Raw genomic sequence first — 24,671 nt, 5'->3', positions numbered from 1 at the left:
ACTTTTGCCTAATCTATTTCTCTTCACTTTGAGGATATCGCTTTATGCCACGTACATTCCCCTGCCCACGTTGTGGTGAACCAAGTGTTTGGGAAGACAATGAATTTCGTCCGTTTTGTTCTGAACGTTGTAAACTCATTGATTTAGGCGCTTGGGCAAACGATGAATATAGACTGCCTACCCAAGATGCTCCTCAGCAAAACAAGGGTAGTCAGCATGAAGATGATTATGAGGATTAACCCGCTTTATCTGCGACAAACGGGTTAAATTTTTTTTCATAGCCAATGGTACTCATTGGACCATGACCTGAAATAAATTGGGTTTGATCTGGCAAGCTAAAGCATTCACGTTGAATCGATTCAATGAGTTGCTCATGGTTACCACGTGGAAAGTCTGTTCTTCCTATTGAGCCTTTAAACAGGACATCGCCAGTCCAGAGTAAGCCATGATTCTTGTTATAGAACATGACATGCCCTGGTGTATGTCCTGGTGCAAAACGCACCTCAAACTCATCTTCACCCAGTTTGAGCACTTCGCCGCCTTCAAGCCATTGATCAACTTTCACAGGTTGTGGAATTGGAAAGCCATAACGTGCTGAAACTTCCTGAATCATATCTAACCAGAACTGATCTTCTTTATGCGGACCAACAACAGGAACACTCCATTCTTGTGCGAGTTCACCCACTGCCCCTGCGTGATCTAAATGCCCATGAGTCAGCCATAACGCCTTTACTTTTAAACCTAAGGCTTCTACTTCTTTCTTCAAAACAGCAGCGTCACCGCCTGCATCAATCAAAACTGCTTCTTTTGTTTCACTGTCCCAAACTAAAGAACAATTTTGAGCAAAAGCAGTAACTGGAACAATTTTGACTTGCAGCATAAGAACCTCTGGCTAAAACGCAATTAACGGTGGGCTAAGGTATGGGTAAGGGCATCAAGATTAGCCTGAACTAAACCTGCAAGCAAATCAATATGAGCCTGATCACTATTTAAAGCGGGAATGTAAGCATAGCTTCCGCCACCTGCTTGTTGAAATAGTTCAGCATTTTGAATCGCTAACTCTTCAAGCGTTTCTAAACAGTCAGCAGAAAAAGCAGGGCTTAAAACTTGAACTGACTTAACGCCCTGTTTTGCCCAATCTTGTAAAAGCTGGTCAGTATAAGGCTTCACCCATTCTTGTTTTCCAAAACGAGATTGGAAACTAATTGCCCATTCATCATCTTTCAAATGCAAAGCTTCAGCGACTAACTTTGCAGTAATGCGACAGCGGTCTGCATAAGGGTCGCCTTTGTCTGCATACGGCTGTGGAATACCGTGAAATGACATCAACAGTTTTTCAGGTTTTCCATGCTGTACTTGATAAGCTAAAACACTTTCTGCCAGTGCTTGAATAAACATGGGGTGCTGATAGTAGTCTTTAATAATGGTCAAACCCGGCAAATTGCGCTGAGTAGGAATCCACTTAGCAAATGCGTCGTATAACGGTGCTGTCGATGTGGCAGAATATTGAGGAAATAAAGGCAATAAAATGACATGCTCTTGTGGATGAGCTGCTAGTTTTTCTAAAACTGTATCAATACCTGGATTACCATAAGTCATAGCGGGTAATACAGTTAAATCAAACTGTTTATTTTCACGCTCTAAATAAGCCTGCACACGTTTTGTTTGCTCAAACACAATTTCACGCATTGGCGAATCGGTAGACCATACCGAAGCATAGGCATGCGCTACTCTTTTTGGACGAAAAGGCAAAACAAACAGATTCAAAATAATCCACCAAATGAATTTTGGAATTTCAATCACACGTGGATCAGATAAAAACTGCTTTAAAAAACGGCGCACCGCTGGGACAGTTGCCTCATCCGGTGTGCCTAAATTCGCTAAAATGACAGTAACTTTCGGTTTTTGTTCAAACGACATGCGCAAATGCCTTTCAGTTCATCTTATGACACTAATGTAACAGTTTTCATGGTCATATCTAAATTGAATTGCTCTAAGCTTTTAATCGAGTCACCCGATGGTTCCATTTATAACTCAGCAAGAGCTTTTGCGCTTTTGTCGTCACCTTCCATAAACTATGTTGTTGATCAGTCTTGGTTGGAACAATCCAGCCTTGTGATTGCATTTGATTTTTAATACGGAATAGCGCCTTATGATTAATCTGTGCACCAGCCACCGCATGTGCTCTTGGCAGCTCCTGACGAGCATCTTCTAGCCCAGCATGATTGAGATACTCATTGAGACAAGTTCCAAAGTTTTCTTCTGGCATGGCTGTCTCAAAATGTTTAGCCAAAATACTTAAAAGTTGTGACCAAGTCATTTGTCTCTGGCGCTTCAACTCCTTAAAGTTACCATCTTGAAAAGCTTGAATCTGATATTCAAAAGCAAAAACATCTTGCGGAGCCACTTCATTGGTTTGAGTTGATGACTCTGTGAGTTGTTGTTCTAACTGTAAAACTTTACTTTTTAACCGATTAATTTCATCTTCTAACTGATGCGCTTGACGTGCAGGAACCCAGCCCTGCCCCACATGTTGTTCAACCATTAAAGGTATATTTAAACGGACAGCTAGCTCTAAATCACGTGGGCTTTTAAAATAAAATACGTGGTGAGCTTCATGTAATAGTTTTTTTCTAAATGCGAGAAATTTTTCTTTAAGCTGCGGATGAGCCTCTTGTAAATGCATATCCCTGCTTTCAGGTTGTTCATGCATAAATACCACAATAGGTTTAGCTCGACTTAAGGCATATTCATACTCTAAAGCAAAGTAACTAGCGCCAGAAATAGATTGTTCACCATACTGGCTACCTAACAGTAAAACAACATAATCCGATTCATCAATTTGCCGACGGGCAAGTGTTGTAGTTAAAGGACTTCTATACTCTAAACCCCAAGCAAAAAAACCCATACTGACTAATGTTTGAGAGAGAACCATACGTTCAGGTTGCATCTCGCGGCCTGACGTTGAAATAAAAATCTGATAGCGTGTATCGAGCATAACAATACCCTTATCGCCCCATAATCTTAATATGGCCTAAATAAGCCAAGACTATGAACCGCCCCAAATAAGAAAAAATAAATATAAAAAACGCTTTCTTCTGAATGCCTACAACAGAGCTCAACTCAGATTGTGCAGCGTCCATGTCAATTCTTGTGGAATCATATTCTGTAAAACAGGTTGCAATGCATCGGCATTATTACCACTTACATAACATTCAATACGTGCAACATTCTGACGTATTTGGTCACATAATAACTCATTTTTTATTAAAATACGGGCTGTTTGTCGGGCAACTGCCAATCCCGAATCAACCAGTGTGAATTGGTTATCAAAAAGATGATGAATTGCTTCATTTAAGAACGGATAATGCGTACAACCGAGCACTAAATAGTCAGCCCCTTGATCGGCTGCAGGCTGTAAAACCTCTTTTAATGCATTCAAACAAACAGGACTCATTTGCTGCCCTGCTTCAACACAAGGGACAAGTTCCAAATTGGTTAAAGTTATGACTTTAACACCCGCTGGAACAGCAAATTTTTCCACAACATCTTTAATAAGTTGCCCACGAAAAGTAGCAGGCGTTGCCAATACTGCAACTACTTTAGAACGGGTTTGTAATACGGCAGGTTTTAATGCTGGTACTAAACCAACAATTGGAAAGTGCTCGCCATAATGTTCACGTAAATGGTCAAGACTAAATGCTGAGGCAGTATTACATGCCACAACCGCAATTTTACAACCTTGGCGGTATAACCAATCGACAGCGCGAGCGGTAAGCTCTCTAATTTCTTCATCAGAACGCGGGCCATAAGGAACATAGGCTGTATCGGCATAATAGACAATACGTTCGTTTGGCAAATATCTGGCTATTTCTGCTGCAACCGACATTCCACCAATTCCCGAATCAAAAATACCAATTGGGGCATCTGCTGATGCTTTAGGCATAGATTCTAATTCAGTAAATAAAGGCTGTATGGCTGTCATGGCAGTACTAGAGAGTGTCGGAAAATTTCACTCTATAAAGCTTAAACCTCAAGTGCCTAATTGCAAGTGCAAATTACCACTTTTTAACTGCAAAATGGTTTCACCTTTATCATTTTCGACCAGTGTTCCATAGTTCACGAGATGATAAAAAGCTTGGCGTTGAATAAGCGCATTAATACCAAATCGGACATGCACATAAGGGCGTAATTCGCCTGCATATTCCCGCATAAAAATCGGGTGTTCTGCATCAACCAAAATCACATCTTGATTGGTCGTCGTGAGTTGCAAAAACTGATCACCTGAAATTTCGACCTGATCCACCTGATTGACCAATAAAGGTTCATCTTCAACTTCGATTTCAATTTGTTCTACAGGGGTTTTCAGGTAGAATTTACCCTCTTCTTTCCATAGGACTTTGGTAAATAAATCCAATAGGGCTTGGCGCTTGATTAATTGACCTTCGTGCCACCATTCTCCATTGGCTTTAACCGTTAAATCCATTTTACCGCAATGCTTTGGATGCCATTGCTCTAAAGGTGGGATTGACCTTTTGTGACTTTGCTGTACATCTTTTAAGTATTGTGCAATGTTCATTAAGTTTTTATCATCAGATAACGGTATTTTTCCCATATCCGATGGGGAATTATTTTGATTTACCATAGTTTATGCCTTGCTGACGAGAAAATATGACGACTCAGCCAATTGGCTAGATCATGGTTTAAAACTATACTAGCCAAAACGATAAAAGGCACAATAGCATATTTGCGCCTATGGATTAAAACTCACGGCAGCACCGGATGATCTGACATTACGGTTGCCACCTTTAAGTATTGAGGAGTCCTACATGGAACACATCGAACGCGAATCGATGGAGTTTGACGTTGTCATCGTAGGTGCAGGACCTGCAGGTCTATCTGCTGCGATTAAGATCCGTCAATTAGCGATTGAGAATAACTTACCCGATCTTTCAGTTTGTGTAGTTGAAAAAGGCTCTGAAGTAGGTGCGCATATCTTATCTGGTGCTGTACTTGAACCACGTGCTATTAATGAACTTTTCCCGAACTGGAAAGAAGAAGGCGCGCCTCTTAATGTACCAGTAACTGAAGACAAAACATTCTTCTTGCTTTCAGAAACTACGTCTAAAGAAGCACCTCACTGGATGGTTCCTAAAACCATGCACAATGACGGTAACTATGTTATTTCACTAGGTAACGTAGTTCGTTGGTTAGGTCAAAAAGCTGAAGAATTAGAAGTTTCTATCTTCCCTGGCTTTGCTGCATCTGAAGTGCTTTACCATGAAGACGGTACTGTAAAAGGTATTCAAACTGGTGACATGGGTATTGGTAAAGATGGCGAGCCAACGCATAACTTTACTCCAGGTTATGAGCTTCACGCGAAATATACCCTCTTTGCTGAAGGTTGCCGTGGTCACTTAGGTAAACGCCTGATTGCAAAATACAATCTTGATAAAGATGCTGACCCTCAGCACTACGGTATCGGGATTAAAGAACTTTGGGAAATTGACCCAGCAAAACATAAGCCGGGCTTAGTGATGCACGGTGCTGGCTGGCCATTGGCTGAAACTGGTTCTTCGGGTGGTTGGTGGTTATACCACGCTGAAAACAACCAAGTGACTTTGGGTATGATCGTGGACTTGTCTTATGAAAATCCACACATGTATCCATTCATGGAAATGCAGCGCTGGAAAACTCACCCACTGATTAAACAGTATTTAGAAGGTGGTAAGCGTATTTCTTACGGCGCACGTGCTGTAGTGAAAGGCGGCTTCAACTCATTGCCTAAATTGACTTTCCCAGGTGGTTGCTTAATTGGTGATGATGCAGGTTTCTTAAACTTTGCAAAAATCAAAGGCTCACACACTGCGATGAAATCAGGCATGTTATGTGGTGAAGCTGTATTTGAAGCGATTGCTGCTGGTGTAGAAAAAGGCGGTGACCTTGCGATTGCACGTGTTACTGAAGGCGAAGACTTATTCGTTAAAGAATTAACTTCATACACTGACAAATTTAACAACAGCTGGTTAAAAGAAGAGCTTTATAACTCTCGTAACTTTGGCCCAGCAATGCATAAATTTGGTCAATGGATTGGTGGTGCATTTAACTTTATCGACCAAAATGTCTTTAAAGTGCCATTCACTTTACATGACTTGAAGCAAGACTTTGCTGTATTGAAAACAGTTGATGCAACCAGCTTCAAGCCAAACTATCCAAAACCAGATGGCAAATTAACATTTGACCGTTTGTCTTCTGTGTTTATCTCAAACACTGTACATGAAGAAAACCAGCCAGCTCACTTGAAGCTTACTGATCCTTCAATTCCAGTGAACGTAAACTTACCAAAATGGGATGAGCCTGCACAGCGCTACTGCCCTGCTGGTGTTTATGAAATCATGGAAAATGATGATGGTTCTAAGCGCTTCCAGATTAACGCAGCAAACTGTGTTCACTGTAAGACTTGTGACATTAAAGACCCATCTCAAAACATCACATGGGTAACGCCTGAAGGCGGCGGTGGTCCAAACTATCCAAATATGTAATTCCTTAAAAACTCCCCTCAAATGAGGGGAGTTTTTTATTAGAATATCTTCGATTTTTTACTAAATACCATAACTGTTGGTCCAATGGCTGTATGTGCAGCGCCATAGTCCTGATGAATCTCAATTCGATAATCATCACATTGATAGATATATTTATTGTTCTTTTGCACCCAACCTTTTTGGGGAACCTTAAAATTTTTGAGAATTCTACTTTTAAAAAGATCTAAGTCCGTCTCATAACTTGCCATAGGGCCATCAAGAAAACTCAAACTAAATGAAGTAATCACTTCACTATCCAGATCGTAAGCAATATGATCAACCCAAGTCACGCCTGTTTTTTTGATCTGGGGATCAACCCCATCGGCAAACTCTAAATGGTAACTATCTCCTCCTAACACCACTTGTTTTACTGTAGGGTGAAGCTTTTGAAACTCACGAATATTTTGCCCAACCTTTAAACCTGCGACATTCATAGTTTGTATAGGAGTTTCACAGGTTTTTGCATATGCGATTGAACTAAATAAGGCGCAAGCAGCAAACCCTAAGCATAGATGAGAACTTTTCATCTTTACGTCCTGAAATGAAGTGTATTCACTGTTTTAATTTTTATTAGATTCAAGAACATGGAGCTAAAGCTTTAAATATTTGCTTTAGCCCTTTTTCACCAAGTAATGAAATTCTTTATGACCATTTTCATCTAAGCGTTCTTCTTGCAAAAGCAATTCGTGACCCAAGTGCATACAAAATTTAGGAATATCCCACGAAGTCGAATTGTCTGTTGCGAAGACCTCAACCACGTCTCCAGATTTAGATTTACGAATGGCTTGATGCAACATCATGACAGGTTCCGGACAACGTAAACCACGTGTATTGAGTTGTACAGTAGGTGAAATAGGTTGTTCTGACATAACTAACTCGAACAAATAGAATTTTCACATTTTAGCATAAACCGATCACTGACTTATGAACTGTAACTGGTGTTTACATAACAATATGTGTTTTGTCTTTTACTTTGTTTTATAGATGCATAAGGGCCTTTTCTTCGGTATGATCATTGTATTCATTTGATACATTGAGTCTTTAGGAAAGATCATGCAAGAGGAACCGAGTCCGTCGTGGGGAATGCGAGGCTTACGAAAGTGGTTAGGTACAGCGCCCGAAACCCGAGATGAATTATTAAAACTAGTCCAAAATTCACGTCGTTTTTTAGAACCTGATACTGTTGCCATGCTAGAAGGTGTTCTTGACCTTCCTGCTACAAAAATTCGTGAAGTCATGACGCCGCGAACAGCAATGATCAGTATGCAAGAAGATGATCAGTTACTTGATATTCTTCATGTATTGGTTGAGTCTGCTCACTCACGTTTTCCAGTTTTCTCGGCTGACCAACCCGATAATGTTGTCGGTATATTACTGGCAAAAGATTTACTGCCATTTTTGACTGAACCAAATACCAAATTAGATATTGGCTCGCTTATGCGCCAGCCATTATTTGTGCCTGAAAGCGCTCGTTCAGATCAAGTTCTTCGTATGCTTAAGCATACCCAGACCCATATCGCGATTGTGATTGATGAATATGGTTCAACGGCAGGTCTTGTTACGCTTGAAGATATTCTTGAAGAGATCGTGGGTGAAATTGAAGACGAACATGATACTGCTGATGAAGATGCACAGTACATTGTTCCAGATAGTGACCACACTGTAGCGAATGCATGGATGGTGCAGGCACTTACACCAATTGAACACTTCAACACTGTTTTAGATGCTGATTTTTCTGACGATGAAGTAGAAACTGTCGGCGGTTTATTGCTTCAAGAAATTGGTTTAGTCAGTGATTTACAAGGTCAGACTGTTGAACTTGGAAAGTGGTTATTTACGATTGTTGAAGCAGATGCCCGCACTATTCATCTGATTCGAGCTGTACGTCAATGAGAGCATACTTTGAAAAGCTGTTAGATTCTTCGCAACAACAAAAACAGCTTCCTTTAATTTTTCCATTGCTCATTGCTTTATTTTCAGGTGCCGTGTTTAGTTTTGCACTGGCACCTTATTATTGGTGGTGGCTGGCAATTTTGTCTCCTGCCCTACTCTATGCAACATTGCATAAACGCTCAGCCAAACAAGCATTTGCGATTGGTTGGAGTTATGGTTTTGGTTTATGGTTTGTAGGGGCTTTCTGGCTCTATACATCTATCCATGTATACGGCGATACCAATGCCTTTTTAAGCGTATGTATGATTGCTGTTATGGCTCTTGTGATGGGGTTATTTACAGCATTTCAAACTTGGGTTTATCGACGTTTCTTCCCTGAAACACCGCTGACTTTCGCCCCCCTCTGGATTGTTTTTGAGTGGGCTAAAACTTGGGTATTTACAGGTTTCCCATGGCTATTTGTAGGGTACGCTTTTACCGAACGTTTACTTGATGGCTATGCACCGCTATTTGGTATTTATGCAATTTCTTTCGTGGCAATTGTATTGGCGTGTGCTTTAGTCGAAGTTCTACGTAAGCGTATTTTCTGGGTTATTCCTGCTGCCCTATTAGTTTTGGGTGCATGGGCAGCATCATATATTCAGTTTGTAGAACCTAAAGCGGCTAAACCTCTTAGCGTTTCACTCATTCAAGGTAACATTCCACAAGATTTAAAATGGCTAACTGAATATCAAGTTAGAACATTAGAAATTTATGCAGGTTTGACTCAATCTGAATGGGGCCGTGACTTAATTGTATGGCCTGAGTCTTCAATTCCGCTCTTCCAAACCGACATTGAACCGTTTTTGGATGCCATGGATGCGCAAGCGAAAAAGAACCATACAGCTTGGGTAACTGGCATTCCTTATTGGGATGTCGCGAAATCACATCAAGTTGGTAGTCCTCAGTATTACAACAGCATTATGGCTTCTGGTAGCGACTCAAGCGGTCTCTATAAAAAACAGCGTCTTGTGCCGTTTGGCGAATATATTCCATTGTCAGGTTTACTGTCATGGGTTTTACCTGCCATGCAAAATGACATTAGCATGAGCGGTTTTACACGTGGCGAGAGCAACCAGAAACCACTTTTAATTAAAGGGCATGCGCTTGCGGCTGCAATTTGTTATGAAGTGGCATATCCAAACCTGACACGTCGTAATGCAGAAGACAGCGACTTCTTGGTGACTGTATCTAATGATGCTTGGTTTACGGGTACTGCTGGCCCATGGCAACATTTACAAATGGTGCAGATGCGTGCAAAAGAAAATGGTCGCTGGTTTATTCGTGCAACCAACACAGGTGTAACAGCGTTTATCGATCAAAATGGTCATATCACTGAAAAAGCACCGCTCGATAAAGAGTTTGTCTTGAGAGGCGATTTACCTGCCATGCAAGGCCAAACTCTCTATAACCGTTTAGGTGATTATCCAATTTTAGGATTTGCAGTATTACTGTTGGTTTTAGGTTGGATCTATCGTCCACGTCAAGTTGATGTGTCTTATAAATCACGTCGCTAAATTATAATAGCTTTGTACCCAGAGGAACTTCAAACTCTGGGATACAAAGTGCAACATCGCCATCTGCGTTATGAAACCCTGTCACCAAGCATTCTGATTGGATAGGCCCTATTTGTTTTTTAGGGAAATTTACGACAGCAACCACTAATTTACCAATCAAGTCCTGAGGTTGATAAAGTTTAGTAATCTGAGCACTCGATTTACGTACACCCAATTCTTCACCAAAATCTACATGCAAAATATAAGCAGGTTTACGCGCTTTTTCAAAAACCTCAGCTTGAATAATTTTACCCACACGAAGCTCTACTTTTAAAAAATCATTCCACTCGATCTGTTCCACTTTATATTTCTCATATTCTTAAATCTTCAAATCAAAAATACACAATATAAAAAAATAAATTATTTATGTTTAATTTGAAAATTCCATGTTAAATTAAGTCCGCTGATTCAAAAGCCGTAAACGTTTACGTCAATCAACGTTCCAACATACCTCCAACAAGGCTTGGAGCTATTTGTTCAAAATATTTTTATATTTTGAATGGCACGGGCGTTTGTTGGTTTACGGAGTCAAAATGGAAAACCAAAAAACTTTCTATAGTTTTAAGAAACTTCCAAGTCGCTATACTGCTATTGTTTTACCTTTTTTTCTATCCATCATTATGACTTTTGTAGTGTCTATGGTCAGTACTTTACGAAGTTTAGGATTAGAAGAGTTTTCTATAAATGTCTGGATGTCTGCATGGATCATTTCTTGGTTAATTGCTTTTCCAACACTACTTTTGGTATTACCTGTCGTTCGTAAAATCACGGCACTATTAGTAGAGCCTGTTTAAAAAAATGAAAACGTAGATGTTGAATCTACGTTTTATCTAAAAATTTGGTTTTAAATATCGTTAAAAAGCGATTGATAATTGCAAAGATAAATAAGCAACTAGACTTGATAAAAAAACCATGGGTACATAGCGATAAGCTTTAAAAAGTAACTGTTCATATTTAGAAGATATTTGTTTAGCTTGCCATACACTCGCTTTTAATGCAGTGAAAAAACTCACCATTAACCATGCGCTCACAATACTTAATGCAAAGAAGCCAATCATGATTTGACTGCTACCTTCTGTACTCAGCCATAGTTTTAATGAAACTTCAGCAATGGGTAATAATGCTAAAATCAATAGGACAGACTTAAGCATCGCCCAATGAAACTGATTTAGTTCATCAAGTACGAGAAATGCTTTCATTTAATCTCTCCTATAGTTTTATAAAGTGATTTTTATTTATTATGCAAAGCTTTTATTTAAATATATAGCTTATTTCCTCTCATATTTTAACTTTCTTGTAACTATTAAATATGGGAATAATTCTTATTTTAAATCTCAAATCTAATTATTAACTTTATTATTTTATTTTCAACAGCTTATTATATTTTCGTGATTAAGAAAGATTATCAATTCGAATTATCAATTTCTCTTACTCTCCGAATCGATAATCTCTCTTATATTTTAATTAAGGCTGGTAATAAATATCTGCATCGTTACCTTCACCACCTTCTTTACCATCTGCACCAAATGAATATAGGTCAAAAGGATGGCCGTCTTTTCCAGGAATGACATATTGAATATCATTTTTCCAACTGTCTTTAGGGTAACCACCTTTCACATAACCACCCGGCATCCAGTTTTTTGCTGTAGCAGGTTGGTTAATAAGTGCATCTAGTCCACCTTCTTGCATAGTTGGGAAATGCCCGTTATCAAGCTTGTACTGATCTAAAGCACCCGCTACACCCTTCAAGGTAATTTGAGTCGTATCGATTTTAGCTTTTTCACTACGGCCCATAACGTTCGGTACGATTAAAGCAGCCAATACGCCTAAAATGACAATCACGACCATAACTTCAATAAGGGTAAAGCCTGACGCACGTTTCATTCGAGCACCGCTCGAACGTGCCGCAAGTCCGAAAGCTGTGCTTGAGGAACAAACATCTGATACAGAGCTATGCTCAGAATGATACGTTGGCTCAAGCTGATTTGAAACCGCAGCTTCACTATGTTGTTTCATCACTGTTTCGCTTTGAATATTTTTTACTTTCATCATTATCTCTAATATCAAAGTTATTAAATCATATTGTTCATATTTACGATTGGCAGCATAACCGCAATTACAATAATCAACACAATGCTTGCCATTAATACCAGCATAAGCGGTTCAAGTAATGCCAATAAGGTTGAAATAAATGTCGTCACCTCACGGTCTTGCATAGTCGACGCACGTTCCAGCATACGGTCAAGCTCACCTGATGCCTCACCACTTCGAATCATTTGTACCATCATTGGTGGGAAATAACCACTGCGCTCCAATTGCGTACCCAAGTTACCACCTTCTGTGACACGTTCAGCAGCATGAGCAATTGAGTCACGGATCACCCAGTTATTGGTCACAGCCGCACCAATTTTTAAGGCGTCCACCAATGGCACACCCGAACGAGTCAAAATAGACAAGGTACTGGCAAAGCGTGCAGCATTAATACCACGGGACAGTTTACCGAATAATGGCAATTTGAGTGTTAAGCGATCAAAAGCATAATGACCAGCCGTTGTTTTTAAAAACCGTACAAAGGCAACAACGCCTATCACAGCAAAAAGAATAATAAACACCCACGCATGGCGAATAAAATCACTCGCTTTCATTAAAGCGACTGTAATCCATGGTAAGGCATCTTTACTTTGATCGAAGGTTTTTACAATCTCTGGGACAACGTAGGTCATTAATCCCATCACAATACCAAATGACATGAGCATTAAAATGATCGGGTAAATCATGGCACCTTGAACTTTCTTTTGCATGGCAAAACGGTTCTCGGTGTAGTCTGATAGCTGATCTAAAATCAGATCTAAATGACCTGAACGCTCACCTGCCGCAACCGTTGCAATATAAAGGTCAGGAAAACGACCTGACTGTTGCATGCCTTGCGCGAGTGAATGCCCTTCCAATACTCTTGAGCGAACCGAAAGTAAAAGATTTTGTACATGGGCTTTTTCGCTTTGCCTGCTCACGGCACGTAAAGCTTCTTCTAGAGGAATTGCAGCAGCAACCAAAACGGAGAGTTGTCTAGTCATCAGTGCCAAATCATAAGCACTAAACTTTTTCTGGAATAATCCGTGACTTTGATGCTTATCTTTTTGCTCAACAGGGTCAACGCTAATCGGAGTCCATGCTTTATCGCGTAATTGTTGGCGAATCTGACGTGCTGAGTCTCCCTCAAGCACCCCCTTTTGCTGCTTCCCTGAAGCATCAATAGCAGTAAATTGATATGCAGGCATGGTAATGTTCTAATTTTCCAAAAATAATAGTCGCTGCTGTTGCATCTATGCTACGCAATCATTCATATTCATTCTATAGCCTGTGTAGAATACCCAAGTCCTCTTCACGACGCTATGCCGTTTTTTAAAATTGACGAAATGAGCCTCTATGACCATAACGCCAAAGCCTGATTCAGTTGTTTATCGTGTGCGTGTTGCCGTACCTGTGCATCTGTACGACACTTTTGACTATACACTCACCAAAGCACAATATGAACGGGCTCAGGTAGGTTCACGCGTCGCGATTTCATTTGGACGGCAGAACCTGATTGGTATCATTACTGAAAAAGTTGACCCACAAGAATCATTTACAGGTAACTTTCAGCTTAAAGCCATTTCTGAACTTTTAGATGATGAACCTATTTTAGATGAACAAGTTTTAAGTTTATTGACATGGTCAGCACAATATTACCAATTTCCGATTGGTGAGGTGATGCAAACGGCCCTACCCGCGTTATTGCGTCAGGGTAAACCGATGGATGTGTTGTTTCATTTATGGAAAATCATTCCTTGTGACAATGTTGAAGCCCTGTTAAAGCGTTCCATTAAGCAACAAGATGCATATCAAATTTTAAAATTGCACCCTACAGGTACTACAGAAAATATTCTTAATTTAAGTGGCGTAGAAACGGCTACACTCAAAGCACTTCAAAAGAAGGGGCTAATAGACTGTACACTTGAGCCTCATGACTTTAGCCCAGCACCTGTGCAATTGGCTCAAATGCCACTCACATTAAATGATGACCAAAAGAAAGCAACTCAGCACGTCATTAATGCACAGCATCAATACCAAGCATTTTTACTAGATGGCTTAACTGGAAGTGGTAAAACTGAAGTTTATTTGCACATCATGCATGAGGTGCTAAAGCAAGGTAAGCAAGTACTGGTGTTAGTGCCTGAAATTGGTTTAACTCCCCAAACTATTTCTCGCTTTAAGTCTCGTTTTAACTGTGATATTGCTCTATTACATTCAGGCTTAAATGACTCTAAACGCTTACAAGCATGGCAACAGGCTCAAACTGGCAAAGCCTCTATTATTTTAGGGACTCGCTCAGCCATCTATACACCGCTGCCACGTTTGGGCCTTATCATTTTAGATGAAGAGCATGACCTGTCTTATAAACAGCAAGAAGGTTTCCGTTATCATGCGCGTGATGTCGCGCTTTATCGGGGCCACTTACAAGGCTGCCCTGTTATTTTAGGTTCAGCGACCCCAAGCATTGACAGTTATTACTTAGTCGAAACTGGCAAGTTAACTTCACTGCAACTGAACCAACGTGCAGGCCATGCGCTTTTACCTAAAATGCATTTGATTGACCTTAAAATTGTCAAAAAGCAGCATGGTATTAGTCAGCCTTTAATCGAGCAGATTAAAAATACGCTAGCAAGAAAAGAACAGGTTTTAATTTTTTTAAACCGTCGTGGCTATGCACCTGTATTGGTTTGTGAAAGCTGTGGATGGCAAGCAAATTGCCCGCATTGTGATGCGCATTTTACGTTACATACTCAGCCTTATTCTTATTTACATTGTCACCACTGCGGCACGGTTCATCGCCTGCCAGACCACTGCCCTGAGTGTCAGCAGAAGAGTTTAAAAACTTTAGGTGCCGGAACAGCCAAAGTTGAAGAGCACTTACAAGAACTATTTCCAGACTATGATGTGATTCGTGTTGACCGTGACAGCACAAGTCGTGTCGGTAGCTGGCAAAAAATCTATGATCGTATTCATCAAAACAAACCCACAATTTTGCTCGGTACTCAAATGTTGGCAAAGGGTCACCATTTTCCGCATGTGACCTTGGTTGCTATTTTAGATATTGATGCGGGTTTACTGAGTGTCGATATTCGGGCGCCAGAACGTACTGCACAGTTGATTGTACAAGTGGCTGGTCGTGCAGGTCGTGGAGAACACAAAGGTCATGTTTATTTACAGACTTTAAGGCCAGATCATCCTTTACTCACCACACTCATCGAAAAAGATTATCGGGCAGTCGCAAAACAAACTCTGGCTGAGCGTAAAGTTGCATTACTGCCGCCTTATCGTTATGCAGTTTTAATTCGTGCTGAGTCAAAAGATCGTGACTATACCTTGCATTTTTTAAATGAAGCTGCCGAGCAACTTCGCCAAATTGCAGGTGATATTGTTGATATTTGGGGGCCAATTCCCGCACCAATGGAACGTAAAGCAGGACGTTACCGGGCACATATGGTGATTTTGTCTGCCGACCGTGCTCGTCTGCATTTTTACTTAAGACAATGGTGGGCTCAGTTGGTTCATGCACCAAGACAGCATCAACTCAGACTCTCTATTGATGTTGACCCACAAGAATTTAGTTAGATGATTTGAATATCATGGTGTGAAGAAGCCTTTTTGGCTTTACACTTAAAAAAGACTAATACATTCGAGGCAATGAATGTCATTCCTACTGCAAGCAACAATCTTTCTTGGAGCTTCTCTGATTTTAGTCCCTCTTGGCAAACGCCTAGGGATAGCAACAGTTTTAGGTTATTTATTTACAGGCATTCTTCTAGGTCCTAGTGTTTTAAATATTGCACATGACCCTGAAGCGATTATGGAACTGGCTGAGTTTGGCGTGATCTTACTTATGTTCTTAATTGGACTAGAGTTACGTCCACAACGTTTATGGGAAATGCGTGACTCCATTTTCGTGATGGGCAGTTTGCAAGTGGTGATTACGGGCGTAATTCTCATGCTCACCATATTGCTACTATTTCAGCAACAACTTGCTGCCAGCTTTGTCATTGGTTTTGCGCTTGCGCTGTCTTCTACAGCCTTTGTATTACAACTACTGACTGAAAAACAACAGCTCAACACCACCTACGGTCAACAATCGTTTTCAATTCTGCTTTTCCAAGATATTGCAGCAATTCCTTTACTGGCAGTGATTCCACTGTTGGCAGGAACTGAATCTACCCATCACGGTATTGCTTACTTTGCTGCCATCATCGCGACATTCAGTGGTCTGTTTTTATTTAGTCGCTATGTCATGCGTCCATTTTTCCGTTTCGTTGCAAAAAGCGGTGCAACTGAACTGATTACCGCAGTAGGGTTATTTATTATTCTTGCTGTTGTTCTACTCATGGATACTTTAGGCATTAGCACAACTCTAGGTGCTTTCCTCACTGGCGTACTTTTGGCCGACTCAGAATTCCGTCATGAACTTGAAGCAAGTATTGCTCCGTTTAAGGGACTATTACTTGGTTTGTTCTTTATGACCGTAGGCATGACCACGCAACTGTCGTTACTGATTGAAATGCCTTGGCTCATTATTGGTGGAGCGATTGGCCTACTCATCATCAAAACCCTCGTGTTGACTGCCATTGCCCGTTATAAAAAATACAGTTGGAACAATAGCCTGCTGCTTGGAACTTGCTTGGCTCAAGGTGGTGAATTTGCTTTTGTCATTTTAAGTCTTGCGAAAAGTGAAAAGATTTTAACCGATGCTTTATTAGAGCCTGTTACGCTAATTGTGACGTTGTCGATGGTCCTGACACCAGTGATTTACTGGATTATGGCAACTAAAATCATTCCTTTGTTTAATAAAGAACGTCCACCTGAGTATGATGAAATTCCTCAACAAGATAATCCAATTATCATTGCTGGGTTTGGCCGATTTGGACAAATTATTGCGCGTATTGCCCGCTTGCAGCACTTAGGCTTTACTGCCATCGATAATAACCTTCACCAAGTGGACTTTGTGCGTCGATACGGCGGCAAACTCTATTATGGCGATGTGACCCAGCCTGATTTACTTCGCTCAGCAGGTATTGAAAAAGCCCAAGTATTTATTTTGGCAATTGATGATGTCGAAGACTCTATGAACGTTGCACGACATTTAAGATTGAACTATCCACACATAAAACTATTAGCACGCGCTCGTGACCGCCACCATGTACACCTGTTAAGAGATTTAGGGGTTGAGTATATTTGGCGTGAAACTTATTTATCATCATTAGGTATGGCTTATCGCGCTTTACGTGAACTCGGTATTTCCGATGAACAAGCTTATAACAATATCGAAATCTTTCGAGATTATGATGAGAAATTACTCATTCAGCAGCAAAGCATTTATACCGATGAACAAAAAGTTTTTGAAACTCATCGTAATGCACTGGCTGAACTTGAACACCTATTTGAAAGCGATGCACAGCAAGCCACTTCAAGACATGACGTTAACTTAAAGCGTCATTTACAACCAAATCGTATCGACATTACACGAGATCACGAAGAATAACTTGAGATTTCGCAAAATGGCTATATTAAGGACTTATTCACATTGCCTAAATGATTGCGACAATCGGTACAAAAGTTGCCGTTGTCCTGCTTGCAGCTTCGCTGCATTCCCTAAGCTTGATTAAACCGAAGTTGTTATAATCTGCTTAGGGCCCTGGAGAATATTATGTCTGATTTACGCCAACGCTTTTATATAGAGGACTTTCCTGTTCGCGGTGAAGTAGTTCATCTAGAAGAAGCATTACAAACTATTTTAGCTCAACGCGACTACATGCCTGCGGTTAAAATTCTACTAGGCGAGATGTTGAGCGCGACTGCATTACTTGCAAGTACTTTAAAAATCAAAGGCCGTATCAGCTTGCAAATCCAGGCTAGCGGCTCGTTTAAATGGGCTATGGCTGAATGTAACCATTTAGGCGAAGTTCGCGCTTTAGCAGACTACGAAACAGATCCACGTTTTGTTGAAGCAACTGACAGCAGTACAGTCCTTAGTGCTTTAGTTAATCCAATTTTATTTATTAACATCGAACCTGAGCATGGTGAGCGTTATCAAGGGATCGTACCTCTTGACCAAACAAATCTAGCGGGTTGTTTGATGCAGTATTATGATTTATCTGCTCAAATTCCAACTCGTATTGTATTGGCAAGTACAGCTAAACGTTCTGGTGGTTTACTCATTCAGTTATTACCTCGTCATGATGAGGAAGAGCAAAAACTAGTTGATGAAGACCTATGGCCACGTTTGACTATGCTGACTGAAACGCTTAAGCCTGAAGAATTAACAGAACTTTCAGCGAATGAAATTTTGTATCGTCTCTATAACGAAGAAGAAGTACGCTTACCAGAAGTTGAACACTTAAAATTTGGCTGTACGTGTTCTAAAGAACGTTGTGCTAAAGCACTCATTCAAATTGGTGTTGATGCTGTTCATGAAACATTGGAAGCTCAAAACCCAATTCAAATGGATTGCCAGTTCTGTAACACTCGTTACGAGTTCACTGCTGAGGAAGCACTGGGTTTATTTGGCGAACATTTGAGTTAATTACTCACTTCATAAAAAGGCGGTCAAACCGCCTTTTTATTTATCTATAGTTTTTTGATGATAATTTTCAGCATCTTATTTTAAATCAGTTAATATGAGCTTACTTTATAGCCTAATAAACAAGATGCTTATATTTCATGAATTATTTTGATTATTTTCTCTTTATTTTTAGTGTCATTATTATGATTGCTACCCCTGGCCCAGTCATGATTTTAGTGGCAAGCGCTGGGCTTAAAGGCGGCTATAAAAAAGCACTGGAAACCATTTTTGGTACAAACCTCGCCTCACTAGTTTTAATTTTTATTTCAGTACTCGTGCTTAAAGGTGTACTCGGTATTAATGAAAGCTATTTAAATATTGTTCGTGTTTTAGGCTGTCTCTATATTGGCTATTTAGGATTTAGTATTCTTAGAGAAGTCATCCAAGCTCCGCATCCTGAGTCAATACAAACTGTTTCTGCCCAAAATGGTGGTTTTAAAAAAGGCTTTTTGGTGGGTATTTCAAATCCTAAAGATATTATTTTCTTTTCGGCTTTCTTTCCTCAGTTTGTCTCTATTTCACCTAACTTAAATTTCAGTTTGACCCTTCTTACGCTGACATGGATTATTTTAGATTTTTTAACCCTATCTTTGGTTTATGTATTTTTCCGTCGCCTTTCTAACAGCCACTTATACCCTAAAATACTCGGCTTATGCGGTCTATTGCTTTTATTAATTGCCTTATACGGTTTATATCAGACTTTTATGTAAAGATTGAGAGGCATAACCCTAATCGACTTATGTCTCTTACACCTTGCCTCTCCATTTCTGTAAGAGAACAACTCTTATACAATCTAGCTCATTGAAAGCCTTAAAAATTGTTTCATAATGAAATAAACAACACCATCGTGATAAAACATTATGGCCAAAAATTATTATGAAGAATTAGGGGTTACACGAGAAGCCTCTGCTGATGAAATTAAAAAAGCATATCGGAAATTAGCTCGTAAATATCACCCCGATATCAGCAAAGAAAAAGATGCAGAAGAAAAGATGCAGGCAATTAATGTTGCCTATGACACGTTAAGCAATGCAGAAAAAAAAGCTGAATATGACCAAATGTTAGATCACCCACAGGGCTTTAATGACTTTGGTCAAGGTGCAGCTCAAGGTGGATTTGATGGCGCGCGTTTTTATCGTCAGGGCTTTACAGGCGGCAGTGGTGAACAAGCTGACTTTAGCGGTTTTGAAGACTTATTTGGTCGCTTTGGTGCTGGTTTTGGCGGTGGGCAACAACAATACCAAAGACAACAACGTAGTTACCGAGGTGAAGATCAACATGCCAGCATAGAGGTCGATCTTGATATTGCCTATCATGGATCAACACAACAGATTACCTTACAAATTCCGACTGTGAATGTTTATGGTGAGCCTGAGGTACAACGAAAAACCCTACAGGTGAAAATACCTAAAGGCATGAAGGAAGGCCAACAAATTCGCCTAAGCGGACAAGGACAAAGTGGCATCAATGGTGGTGCCAACGGCGATCTTTATATCGAGATTCAATATAAAGATACAGACCGTGTTCATGTGGAAGGCAGTGATGTATATTTAACTATAGACGTAGCACCGTGGGAGGCAGCATTAGGTCAAGGTATTGAAGTAAAAACACCTGCTGGGTCGTTACATGTCAATTTACCTAAAAATGCAAAACAAGGACAACAGCTACGTTTAAAAGACAAAGGGATACCAAATAAAACGCCAGGCCATCTTTATTTAATTTTAAATATTGTATTCCCACCTGCGCATTCTGAAAAAGAAAAAGAAGCGTATCAGCAATTGGCAGAAGCCTTTGCTTCATTCGAACCTCGTTCATCTCATTAGGGAGCAAGATCATGACAACCATCCATTATCGAGAAATTGTATGTGACGGCCACACCTTTAGTGCTGAAGTCGTTGATGAACAATGTACATTTGACTTGCAACAATTTGCTCAAGCCTGTGGTCAAAGCCCGGACTGGATTCTAGAGCTCATTGAGTACGATATTTTAGCGATTGAAAATACCCCTGAAAAACATCAGTTCATGGGTGAAGATGTCGTCCGCGCTCGTAAAGCGTATCGTTTACAACGAGACTTTGATGCAAGCCTTGCAGCAGTTGCGGTGATGTTAGATTTGATTGATGAAGTGCAACAGCTTAGAAAACAGTTGAAGCATTTTCATTAAGATTTTTTCTCAATAACTTTTTCAAAAAGGCATGAGCTAACGTGATGGGCGGCATGGATGCCGCCTTTTGGACTGCGGTAACATGGATGTACCGTCAGTCCAAAAAAGGGGTTTTGTTACTTTTGCCCAGTCAAAAGTAAGGATATGCCTATACAATAAGTATCAAATTAATCCCTAAATTTGAGGCAGTACTAACAAATCAACTTTACTGATCTTTGAAAATTCCTATTACTTCAACCGAGTAATCTTCTCCACTTCCTTCAAAGTCTGCTTAATCGGTTCATACTCCAAAAACCAGAACAAATTCATACGCTCTTCACGATGCTGCTGCGCCAATAAATCAATAACACTTTTCTCACCACGTCCCACCAAATGCTGTCGATAGAAGTAGTACAGCAATAAAACCGTACTGAGCAACATGACACCGAGCATAATCCAAAAACCCACTGGCGATTTAAGCCCTGGAATAAACTCAAAGTTCATCCCGTAAATACCGGTTAGAAGTGTGAGAGGTGCAAATACGGCCGTAATAATGGCAAGAATACGCATGTTCTCATTGGTCTGGTTCGCAATTGCTGAGAAATGCAAATCAATCGCTGACTGAATCGCACTCCGTAAGCGTAAAGTATGTTTTTGAATACGCTCGACATGACTCATTAAATCATTCAAACGAACTAACAGAAGATCTTGAGAACTATGCGTCCGCTCACCAATCACATGATGATAATTTTCTACAATTTCATCCCGAAACTCTTGTAGGGTTTCAATTTGTTCTTCACAAAGGTTTTCGACCTGTTGAAAGGCCATGTTTTCATGAAACAGTTGATGCCATTGTTTAAAACGGCGATTGCCCTGTAATAATTGTTGCTGCCAGTGCTCAACCCTTCTGGTTAAAGGTGAACGAATATCAAGATAACCATCCACCATGCTATTCAGCAGACGTAAACATAAATCTACAGGTGAATTAGGCAACTTACGGGTTTTGTTTTGTTCTTCTAGAGTTTTACATAAAATATTTTCAAGACGTTGAATATAGTTTTCAATCGACTTGTTGCCCTGCTCACGTACGCTAATGAGAACTTTAGGGGTAAAAATAAAACTAATTGGCGTGGTGGCTAAGCCAAATACACTCTCATGTGATTCCCCATTTTTAATTTCATCATCAGGTGTAACAAGCTTTCTAAAAATAAGCAGGTCATATTCTTCAAGCGTATCAAAGGCGCAAGGGTGCTCAATATTCGCAATATCTCGCATATGAAATTCATTAATTGCGACATCTGCAAGCTGCTGAATTTCTTGTTGCCATTCTTCATTATGGTTAACAACATCAGATCTCACACTATCAATCCAGAAAAACTCCAGAACATGTTCAGTGTGCTTTTCTCGGCTCAAAAAAACATAGCCATCCTTTTGATGACGATAAAAATAATAAACCTGCATACCACGTCGATCTATTTGTGTGTTACTTGCATCATGCCATAAAAAAAGCCCGCATCAAGCGGACTTTTTTAGTGAGTTAAGCAATTATGCTTGCTCAATATCCTTCATAGTCAATTTGATACGACCACGGTTGTCAACATCAGCAACTTGTACTTTCACTTCCTGACCTTCTTTAAGAACATCAGTTACGTTCGCAATACGCTCATTCGAGATTTGCGAAATATGAAGAAGACCATCAGTACCTGGCATAATGTTTACGAACGCACCAAATTCTACGATACGGATAACTTTACCGTCATAGATTTTACCTGGTTCAACTTCAGCAGTAATCGCTTGGATTTTTGCAATCGCAGCTTTAGCAGCAGCTTTAGTTTCACCAAATACGCGAACTGTACCGTTATCTTCAATATCAATTGCAGCTTTAGTTTCTTCAGTAATTTGACGGATAGTTGCACCACCTTTACCAATTACGTCACGGATTTTGTCCGGATTAATAGTAATTACTTCAAATGTTGGAGCATGCATTGAAATTTCAGGACGAGCGCGTGAAATTACTTTGTTCATTTCATTAAGGATGTGCATACGACCAGCAAATGCTTGGTTTAACGCAACTTCCATAATTTCTTCAGTAATACCTTCGATCTTGATGTCCATTTGAAGTGCAGTAATACCGTTTGCAGAACCTGCTACTTTAAAGTCCATGTCACCAAGGTGGTCTTCATCACCTAAGATGTCAGAAAGTACAGCGAAACGCTCGCCTTCTTTCACTAAGCCCATTGCGATACCAGCAACTGGTGCTTTAAGTGGAACACCTGCATCCATAAGAGATAATGATGCGCCACATACAGAAGCCATTGAAGATGAACCGTTAGATTCAGTAATGTCAGATACAATACGGATCACGTACGGGAAGCGGTCAGCGGCAGGAAGAACTGCTTGAACACCACGACGTGCTAAACGACCATGACCAATTTCACGACGCTTAGGACCAGACTCACGACCTGTTTCACCTACAGAGTATGCAGGGAAGTTGTAGTGCAACATGAAGTTGTCAGTCTTAGTACCAGAAAGCGTATCAACCATTAACGCATCACGTGTGTTACCCAAAGTTGTTGTTACCAACGCCTGAGTTTCACCACGTGTAAATAATGCAGAACCGTGTGCACGGTCTAATACGCCAACTTGAACGTCGATCGCACGAACAGTTTTAGTATCACGACCATCAATACGTGGCTTACCAGACAAGATGTTGTCACGTACTGTACGGTATTTAAGGTCTTCAAATAATTCGTTTACTTCATCAGCAAGACCAGTTTCGTCATTTTCAGGAACGAACTGAGCTAAAGCTTCTGCATAAAGTGCATCTAATGCTGCATAACGATCTTGTTTAACCGCAATCGTATACGCTTCAGAAATTTTAGCTTCGAAAGCTGCTTTTAATTGCTCACGAAGTGTTTCATTTTTAGCTGGAGCAACCCAAGTTGATTCCACTGCACCAGCAGCAGCAGCAAATTCTTTAATTGCTTGAATCGCGATTTGCATTTCGTCATGACCGAAAAGCACTGCACCAAGCATTTGGTCTTCTGAAAGTTCTTTTGCTTCAGATTCAACCATTAATACAGCCGCTTCTGTACCAGCAACCACAAGGTCAAGGTCAGACTGAGCCATTTGTTCAAAATTCGGGTTTAAAACATATTCACCGTTAATTAAACCAACACGAGCTGCACCGATTGGGCCACGGAATGGTGTACCTGCAATTGCTAATGCAGCAGAAGTACCTAACATTGCAGCAATGTCAGCTTCCATAGTTTTGTCAGAAGAAACAACTGTTGCTGTTACTTGAATTTCGTTGAAGTAACCTTCTGGGAACAATGGACGGATTGGACGGTCAATAAGACGTGAAATTAAAGTTTCAGCTTCAGAAGCACGACCTTCACGCTTACCGTAACCACCAGGGATACGACCAGCTGCATATTGTTTTTCTTGATAGTTAACTGTTAACGGGAAAAAGTCTTGACCCGCTTTTGCTTTAGATTGAGCAACAACTGCAACTAAAACAGTTACGCCACCCATTGTAATTAAAACTGTATTTGCTTGACGTGCAACGCGACCCGTTTCTAAAACGACTTGATGTTGACCGAACTGGAATTCTTTACGAACGATGTTAAACATTGACATGTATTGTATTTTCCTAATTTTATTCTAGTGAGACCCCTAAGGTTTGGCATTCAGACTACAACTATTGGTAGATAAATGACAAAGCTTAGAAGCCATCACACTAGACCAAAAATTTTAAATAATATTAAACGCAAAGAAGGAGCGCACAAGCGCCCCTTCTATAAATC

The 24,671-nt window shown here is 40.3% G+C and carries 24 protein-coding genes; 11 read left to right on the top strand and 13 right to left on the bottom strand.

Going from position 1 to position 24,671, the window contains the following annotated elements:
* Positions 1-44 precede the first annotated feature (44 nt).
* Positions 45-239 carry a DNA gyrase inhibitor YacG gene (locus ACH63V_RS03330; protein ID WP_396462737.1) on the top strand — a complete coding sequence of 65 codons (195 nt, stop codon included), beginning with the start codon at positions 45-47 and terminating at the stop codon, positions 237-239.
* Here ACH63V_RS03330 and ACH63V_RS03325 read toward each other — a convergent pair.
* The 5 genes from ACH63V_RS03325 to ACH63V_RS03305 all read right to left on the bottom strand — a co-directional run bounded on the left by ACH63V_RS03325 (position 236) and on the right by ACH63V_RS03305 (position 4,645).
* Positions 236-880, bottom strand: a complete 645-nt coding sequence (locus tag ACH63V_RS03325) for an MBL fold metallo-hydrolase (protein WP_396462735.1) — start codon at positions 878-880, stop codon at positions 236-238. The genes ACH63V_RS03330 and ACH63V_RS03325 overlap by 4 nt on opposite strands.
* A gap of 23 nt (positions 881-903) precedes the next feature.
* Complete coding sequence (gene hemH / locus ACH63V_RS03320; protein WP_396462733.1) at positions 904-1,920, bottom strand: ferrochelatase; 1,017 nt, start codon at positions 1,918-1,920, stop codon at positions 904-906.
* A 73-nt stretch (positions 1,921-1,993) separates the two neighbouring features.
* Positions 1,994-2,998, bottom strand: coding sequence for a DUF4062 domain-containing protein (locus ACH63V_RS03315; RefSeq protein WP_396462731.1), 1,005 nt, complete (start codon positions 2,996-2,998; stop codon positions 1,994-1,996).
* Positions 2,999-3,118: 120 nt separating this feature from the next.
* Positions 3,119-3,985, bottom strand: a complete 867-nt coding sequence (murI, locus tag ACH63V_RS03310) for a glutamate racemase (protein ID WP_086495901.1) — start codon at positions 3,983-3,985, stop codon at positions 3,119-3,121.
* 48 nt (positions 3,986-4,033) lie between these two features.
* Positions 4,034-4,645, bottom strand: coding sequence for a DUF1285 domain-containing protein (locus tag ACH63V_RS03305; RefSeq protein ID WP_004883477.1), 612 nt, complete (start codon positions 4,643-4,645; stop codon positions 4,034-4,036).
* 184 nt (positions 4,646-4,829) lie between these two features.
* Between ACH63V_RS03305 and ACH63V_RS03300 the strand changes: the two genes are divergently transcribed.
* The gene (locus tag ACH63V_RS03300; protein WP_077169109.1) at positions 4,830-6,542 is read left to right on the top strand and encodes an electron transfer flavoprotein-ubiquinone oxidoreductase; all 1,713 of its coding nucleotides are present in this window, start codon (positions 4,830-4,832) and stop codon (positions 6,540-6,542) included.
* A gap of 38 nt (positions 6,543-6,580) precedes the next feature.
* Here ACH63V_RS03300 and ACH63V_RS03295 read toward each other — a convergent pair whose 3' ends face one another.
* Together ACH63V_RS03295 and tusA are read right to left on the bottom strand one after the other, a co-directional pair.
* Positions 6,581-7,108, bottom strand: coding sequence for a hypothetical protein (locus tag ACH63V_RS03295; RefSeq protein ID WP_396462728.1), 528 nt, complete (start codon positions 7,106-7,108; stop codon positions 6,581-6,583).
* An 84-nt stretch (positions 7,109-7,192) separates the two neighbouring features.
* Positions 7,193-7,450: a sulfurtransferase TusA gene (tusA, locus tag ACH63V_RS03290; protein ID WP_002053527.1), complete on the bottom strand. Its 258-nt coding sequence runs from the start codon at positions 7,448-7,450 to the stop codon at positions 7,193-7,195.
* A gap of 184 nt (positions 7,451-7,634) precedes the next feature.
* On the opposite strand from tusA, the gene ACH63V_RS03285 reads away from it, so the two are divergent.
* Positions 7,635-8,474, top strand: coding sequence for an HlyC/CorC family transporter (locus ACH63V_RS03285; RefSeq protein ID WP_004883488.1), 840 nt, complete (start codon positions 7,635-7,637; stop codon positions 8,472-8,474).
* Complete coding sequence (gene lnt, locus ACH63V_RS03280; protein ID WP_396462725.1) at positions 8,471-10,030, top strand: apolipoprotein N-acyltransferase; 1,560 nt, start codon at positions 8,471-8,473, stop codon at positions 10,028-10,030. The genes ACH63V_RS03285 and lnt overlap by 4 nt, the downstream gene beginning before the upstream one ends.
* Position 10,031: 1 nt before the next feature.
* On the opposite strand, the gene ACH63V_RS03275 is transcribed toward lnt, so the two are convergent.
* On the bottom strand, positions 10,032-10,370 hold the full coding sequence (locus ACH63V_RS03275; RefSeq protein ID WP_000434938.1) for a tRNA-binding protein: 339 nt from the start codon (positions 10,368-10,370) through the stop codon (positions 10,032-10,034).
* A gap of 232 nt (positions 10,371-10,602) precedes the next feature.
* On the opposite strand from ACH63V_RS03275, the gene ACH63V_RS03270 reads away from it, so the two are divergent.
* Positions 10,603-10,863, top strand: coding sequence for a DUF2798 domain-containing protein (locus tag ACH63V_RS03270; RefSeq protein ID WP_019456904.1), 261 nt, complete (start codon positions 10,603-10,605; stop codon positions 10,861-10,863).
* Positions 10,864-10,923: 60 nt separating this feature from the next.
* On the opposite strand, the gene ACH63V_RS03265 is transcribed toward ACH63V_RS03270, so the two are convergent.
* From ACH63V_RS03265 to gspF, 3 genes are all read right to left on the bottom strand, one after another.
* Complete coding sequence (locus ACH63V_RS03265; RefSeq protein ID WP_019456903.1) at positions 10,924-11,268, bottom strand: hypothetical protein; 345 nt, start codon at positions 11,266-11,268, stop codon at positions 10,924-10,926.
* 265 nt (positions 11,269-11,533) lie between these two features.
* Positions 11,534-12,118 carry a type II secretion system major pseudopilin GspG gene (gspG, locus tag ACH63V_RS03260; protein ID WP_396462722.1) on the bottom strand — a complete coding sequence of 195 codons (585 nt, stop codon included), beginning with the start codon at positions 12,116-12,118 and terminating at the stop codon, positions 11,534-11,536.
* 23 nt (positions 12,119-12,141) lie between these two features.
* Positions 12,142-13,347 (bottom strand): type II secretion system inner membrane protein GspF, encoded by a 1,206-nt coding sequence (gene gspF / locus ACH63V_RS03255; RefSeq protein WP_396462720.1) that lies wholly within the window; start codon positions 13,345-13,347, stop codon positions 12,142-12,144.
* A gap of 148 nt (positions 13,348-13,495) precedes the next feature.
* On the opposite strand from gspF, the gene ACH63V_RS03250 reads away from it, so the two are divergent.
* From ACH63V_RS03250 to ACH63V_RS03225, 6 genes are all read left to right on the top strand, one after another.
* Positions 13,496-15,724, top strand: a complete 2,229-nt coding sequence (locus tag ACH63V_RS03250) for a primosomal protein N' (protein ID WP_396462718.1) — start codon at positions 13,496-13,498, stop codon at positions 15,722-15,724.
* Positions 15,725-15,800: 76 nt separating this feature from the next.
* Positions 15,801-17,642 (top strand): monovalent cation:proton antiporter-2 (CPA2) family protein, encoded by a 1,842-nt coding sequence (locus tag ACH63V_RS03245; protein ID WP_396462716.1) that lies wholly within the window; start codon positions 15,801-15,803, stop codon positions 17,640-17,642.
* 165 nt (positions 17,643-17,807) lie between these two features.
* Positions 17,808-18,683, top strand: a complete 876-nt coding sequence (locus tag ACH63V_RS03240; protein WP_396462714.1) for an Hsp33 family molecular chaperone HslO — start codon at positions 17,808-17,810, stop codon at positions 18,681-18,683.
* Between the two features lie 137 nt (positions 18,684-18,820).
* Positions 18,821-19,432: a LysE family translocator gene (locus tag ACH63V_RS03235; protein ID WP_396462712.1), complete on the top strand. Its 612-nt coding sequence runs from the start codon at positions 18,821-18,823 to the stop codon at positions 19,430-19,432.
* A 150-nt stretch (positions 19,433-19,582) separates the two neighbouring features.
* Complete coding sequence (locus ACH63V_RS03230; protein ID WP_396462710.1) at positions 19,583-20,545, top strand: DnaJ C-terminal domain-containing protein; 963 nt, start codon at positions 19,583-19,585, stop codon at positions 20,543-20,545.
* A gap of 11 nt (positions 20,546-20,556) precedes the next feature.
* On the top strand, positions 20,557-20,886 hold the full coding sequence (locus tag ACH63V_RS03225; protein WP_209045781.1) for a chaperone modulator CbpM: 330 nt from the start codon (positions 20,557-20,559) through the stop codon (positions 20,884-20,886).
* A gap of 228 nt (positions 20,887-21,114) precedes the next feature.
* Here ACH63V_RS03225 and ACH63V_RS03220 read toward each other — a convergent pair whose 3' ends face one another.
* Positions 21,115-22,326 carry a magnesium transporter CorA family protein gene (locus ACH63V_RS03220; protein ID WP_263612823.1) on the bottom strand — a complete coding sequence of 404 codons (1,212 nt, stop codon included), beginning with the start codon at positions 22,324-22,326 and terminating at the stop codon, positions 21,115-21,117.
* Positions 22,327-22,410: 84 nt separating this feature from the next.
* Entirely contained in the window at positions 22,411-24,498 is a 2,088-nt protein-coding gene (pnp, locus tag ACH63V_RS03215; protein ID WP_288422346.1) for a polyribonucleotide nucleotidyltransferase, read from the bottom strand.
* Positions 24,499-24,671: the final 173 nt, after the last annotated feature.

Origin of the sequence: Acinetobacter sp. ABJ-A23_2, from assembly GCF_044538765.1 — a bacterium.
Lineage (GTDB): Bacteria > Pseudomonadota > Gammaproteobacteria > Pseudomonadales > Moraxellaceae > Acinetobacter > Acinetobacter nosocomialis_A.
This window is presented reverse-complemented; position numbering and strand designations above follow the sequence as displayed.

Bases quoted from the DNA above. Each gene is read 5' to 3' on its own strand.
- lnt (WP_396462725.1), top strand. From the start codon at position 8,471: ATGAGAGCATACTTTGAAAAGCTGTTAGATTCTTCGCAACAACAAAAA.
- ACH63V_RS03225 (WP_209045781.1), top strand. From the start codon at position 20,557: ATGACAACCATCCATTATCGAGAAATTGTATGTGACGGCCACACCTTT.
- ACH63V_RS03240 (WP_396462714.1), top strand. From the start codon at position 17,808: ATGTCTGATTTACGCCAACGCTTTTATATAGAGGACTTTCCTGTTCGC.
- gspF (WP_396462720.1), bottom strand. From the start codon at position 13,347: ATGCCTGCATATCAATTTACTGCTATTGATGCTTCAGGGAAGCAGCAA.
- ACH63V_RS03245 (WP_396462716.1), top strand. From the start codon at position 15,801: ATGTCATTCCTACTGCAAGCAACAATCTTTCTTGGAGCTTCTCTGATT.
- tusA (WP_002053527.1), bottom strand. From the start codon at position 7,450: ATGTCAGAACAACCTATTTCACCTACTGTACAACTCAATACACGTGGT.
- ACH63V_RS03295 (WP_396462728.1), bottom strand. From the start codon at position 7,108: ATGAAAAGTTCTCATCTATGCTTAGGGTTTGCTGCTTGCGCCTTATTT.
- ACH63V_RS03265 (WP_019456903.1), bottom strand. From the start codon at position 11,268: ATGAAAGCATTTCTCGTACTTGATGAACTAAATCAGTTTCATTGGGCG.
- ACH63V_RS03270 (WP_019456904.1), top strand. From the start codon at position 10,603: ATGGAAAACCAAAAAACTTTCTATAGTTTTAAGAAACTTCCAAGTCGC.
- ACH63V_RS03250 (WP_396462718.1), top strand. From the start codon at position 13,496: ATGACCATAACGCCAAAGCCTGATTCAGTTGTTTATCGTGTGCGTGTT.
- pnp (WP_288422346.1), bottom strand. From the start codon at position 24,498: ATGTTTAACATCGTTCGTAAAGAATTCCAGTTCGGTCAACATCAAGTC.
- ACH63V_RS03305 (WP_004883477.1), bottom strand. From the start codon at position 4,645: ATGGTAAATCAAAATAATTCCCCATCGGATATGGGAAAAATACCGTTA.
- ACH63V_RS03300 (WP_077169109.1), top strand. From the start codon at position 4,830: ATGGAACACATCGAACGCGAATCGATGGAGTTTGACGTTGTCATCGTA.
- ACH63V_RS03235 (WP_396462712.1), top strand. From the start codon at position 18,821: ATGAATTATTTTGATTATTTTCTCTTTATTTTTAGTGTCATTATTATG.
- hemH (WP_396462733.1), bottom strand. From the start codon at position 1,920: ATGTCGTTTGAACAAAAACCGAAAGTTACTGTCATTTTAGCGAATTTA.
- ACH63V_RS03330 (WP_396462737.1), top strand. From the start codon at position 45: ATGCCACGTACATTCCCCTGCCCACGTTGTGGTGAACCAAGTGTTTGG.
- ACH63V_RS03220 (WP_263612823.1), bottom strand. From the start codon at position 22,326: ATGCAGGTTTATTATTTTTATCGTCATCAAAAGGATGGCTATGTTTTT.
- ACH63V_RS03285 (WP_004883488.1), top strand. From the start codon at position 7,635: ATGCAAGAGGAACCGAGTCCGTCGTGGGGAATGCGAGGCTTACGAAAG.
- ACH63V_RS03230 (WP_396462710.1), top strand. From the start codon at position 19,583: ATGGCCAAAAATTATTATGAAGAATTAGGGGTTACACGAGAAGCCTCT.
- gspG (WP_396462722.1), bottom strand. From the start codon at position 12,118: ATGAAAGTAAAAAATATTCAAAGCGAAACAGTGATGAAACAACATAGT.
- murI (WP_086495901.1), bottom strand. From the start codon at position 3,985: ATGACAGCCATACAGCCTTTATTTACTGAATTAGAATCTATGCCTAAA.
- ACH63V_RS03325 (WP_396462735.1), bottom strand. From the start codon at position 880: ATGCTGCAAGTCAAAATTGTTCCAGTTACTGCTTTTGCTCAAAATTGT.
- ACH63V_RS03315 (WP_396462731.1), bottom strand. From the start codon at position 2,998: ATGCTCGATACACGCTATCAGATTTTTATTTCAACGTCAGGCCGCGAG.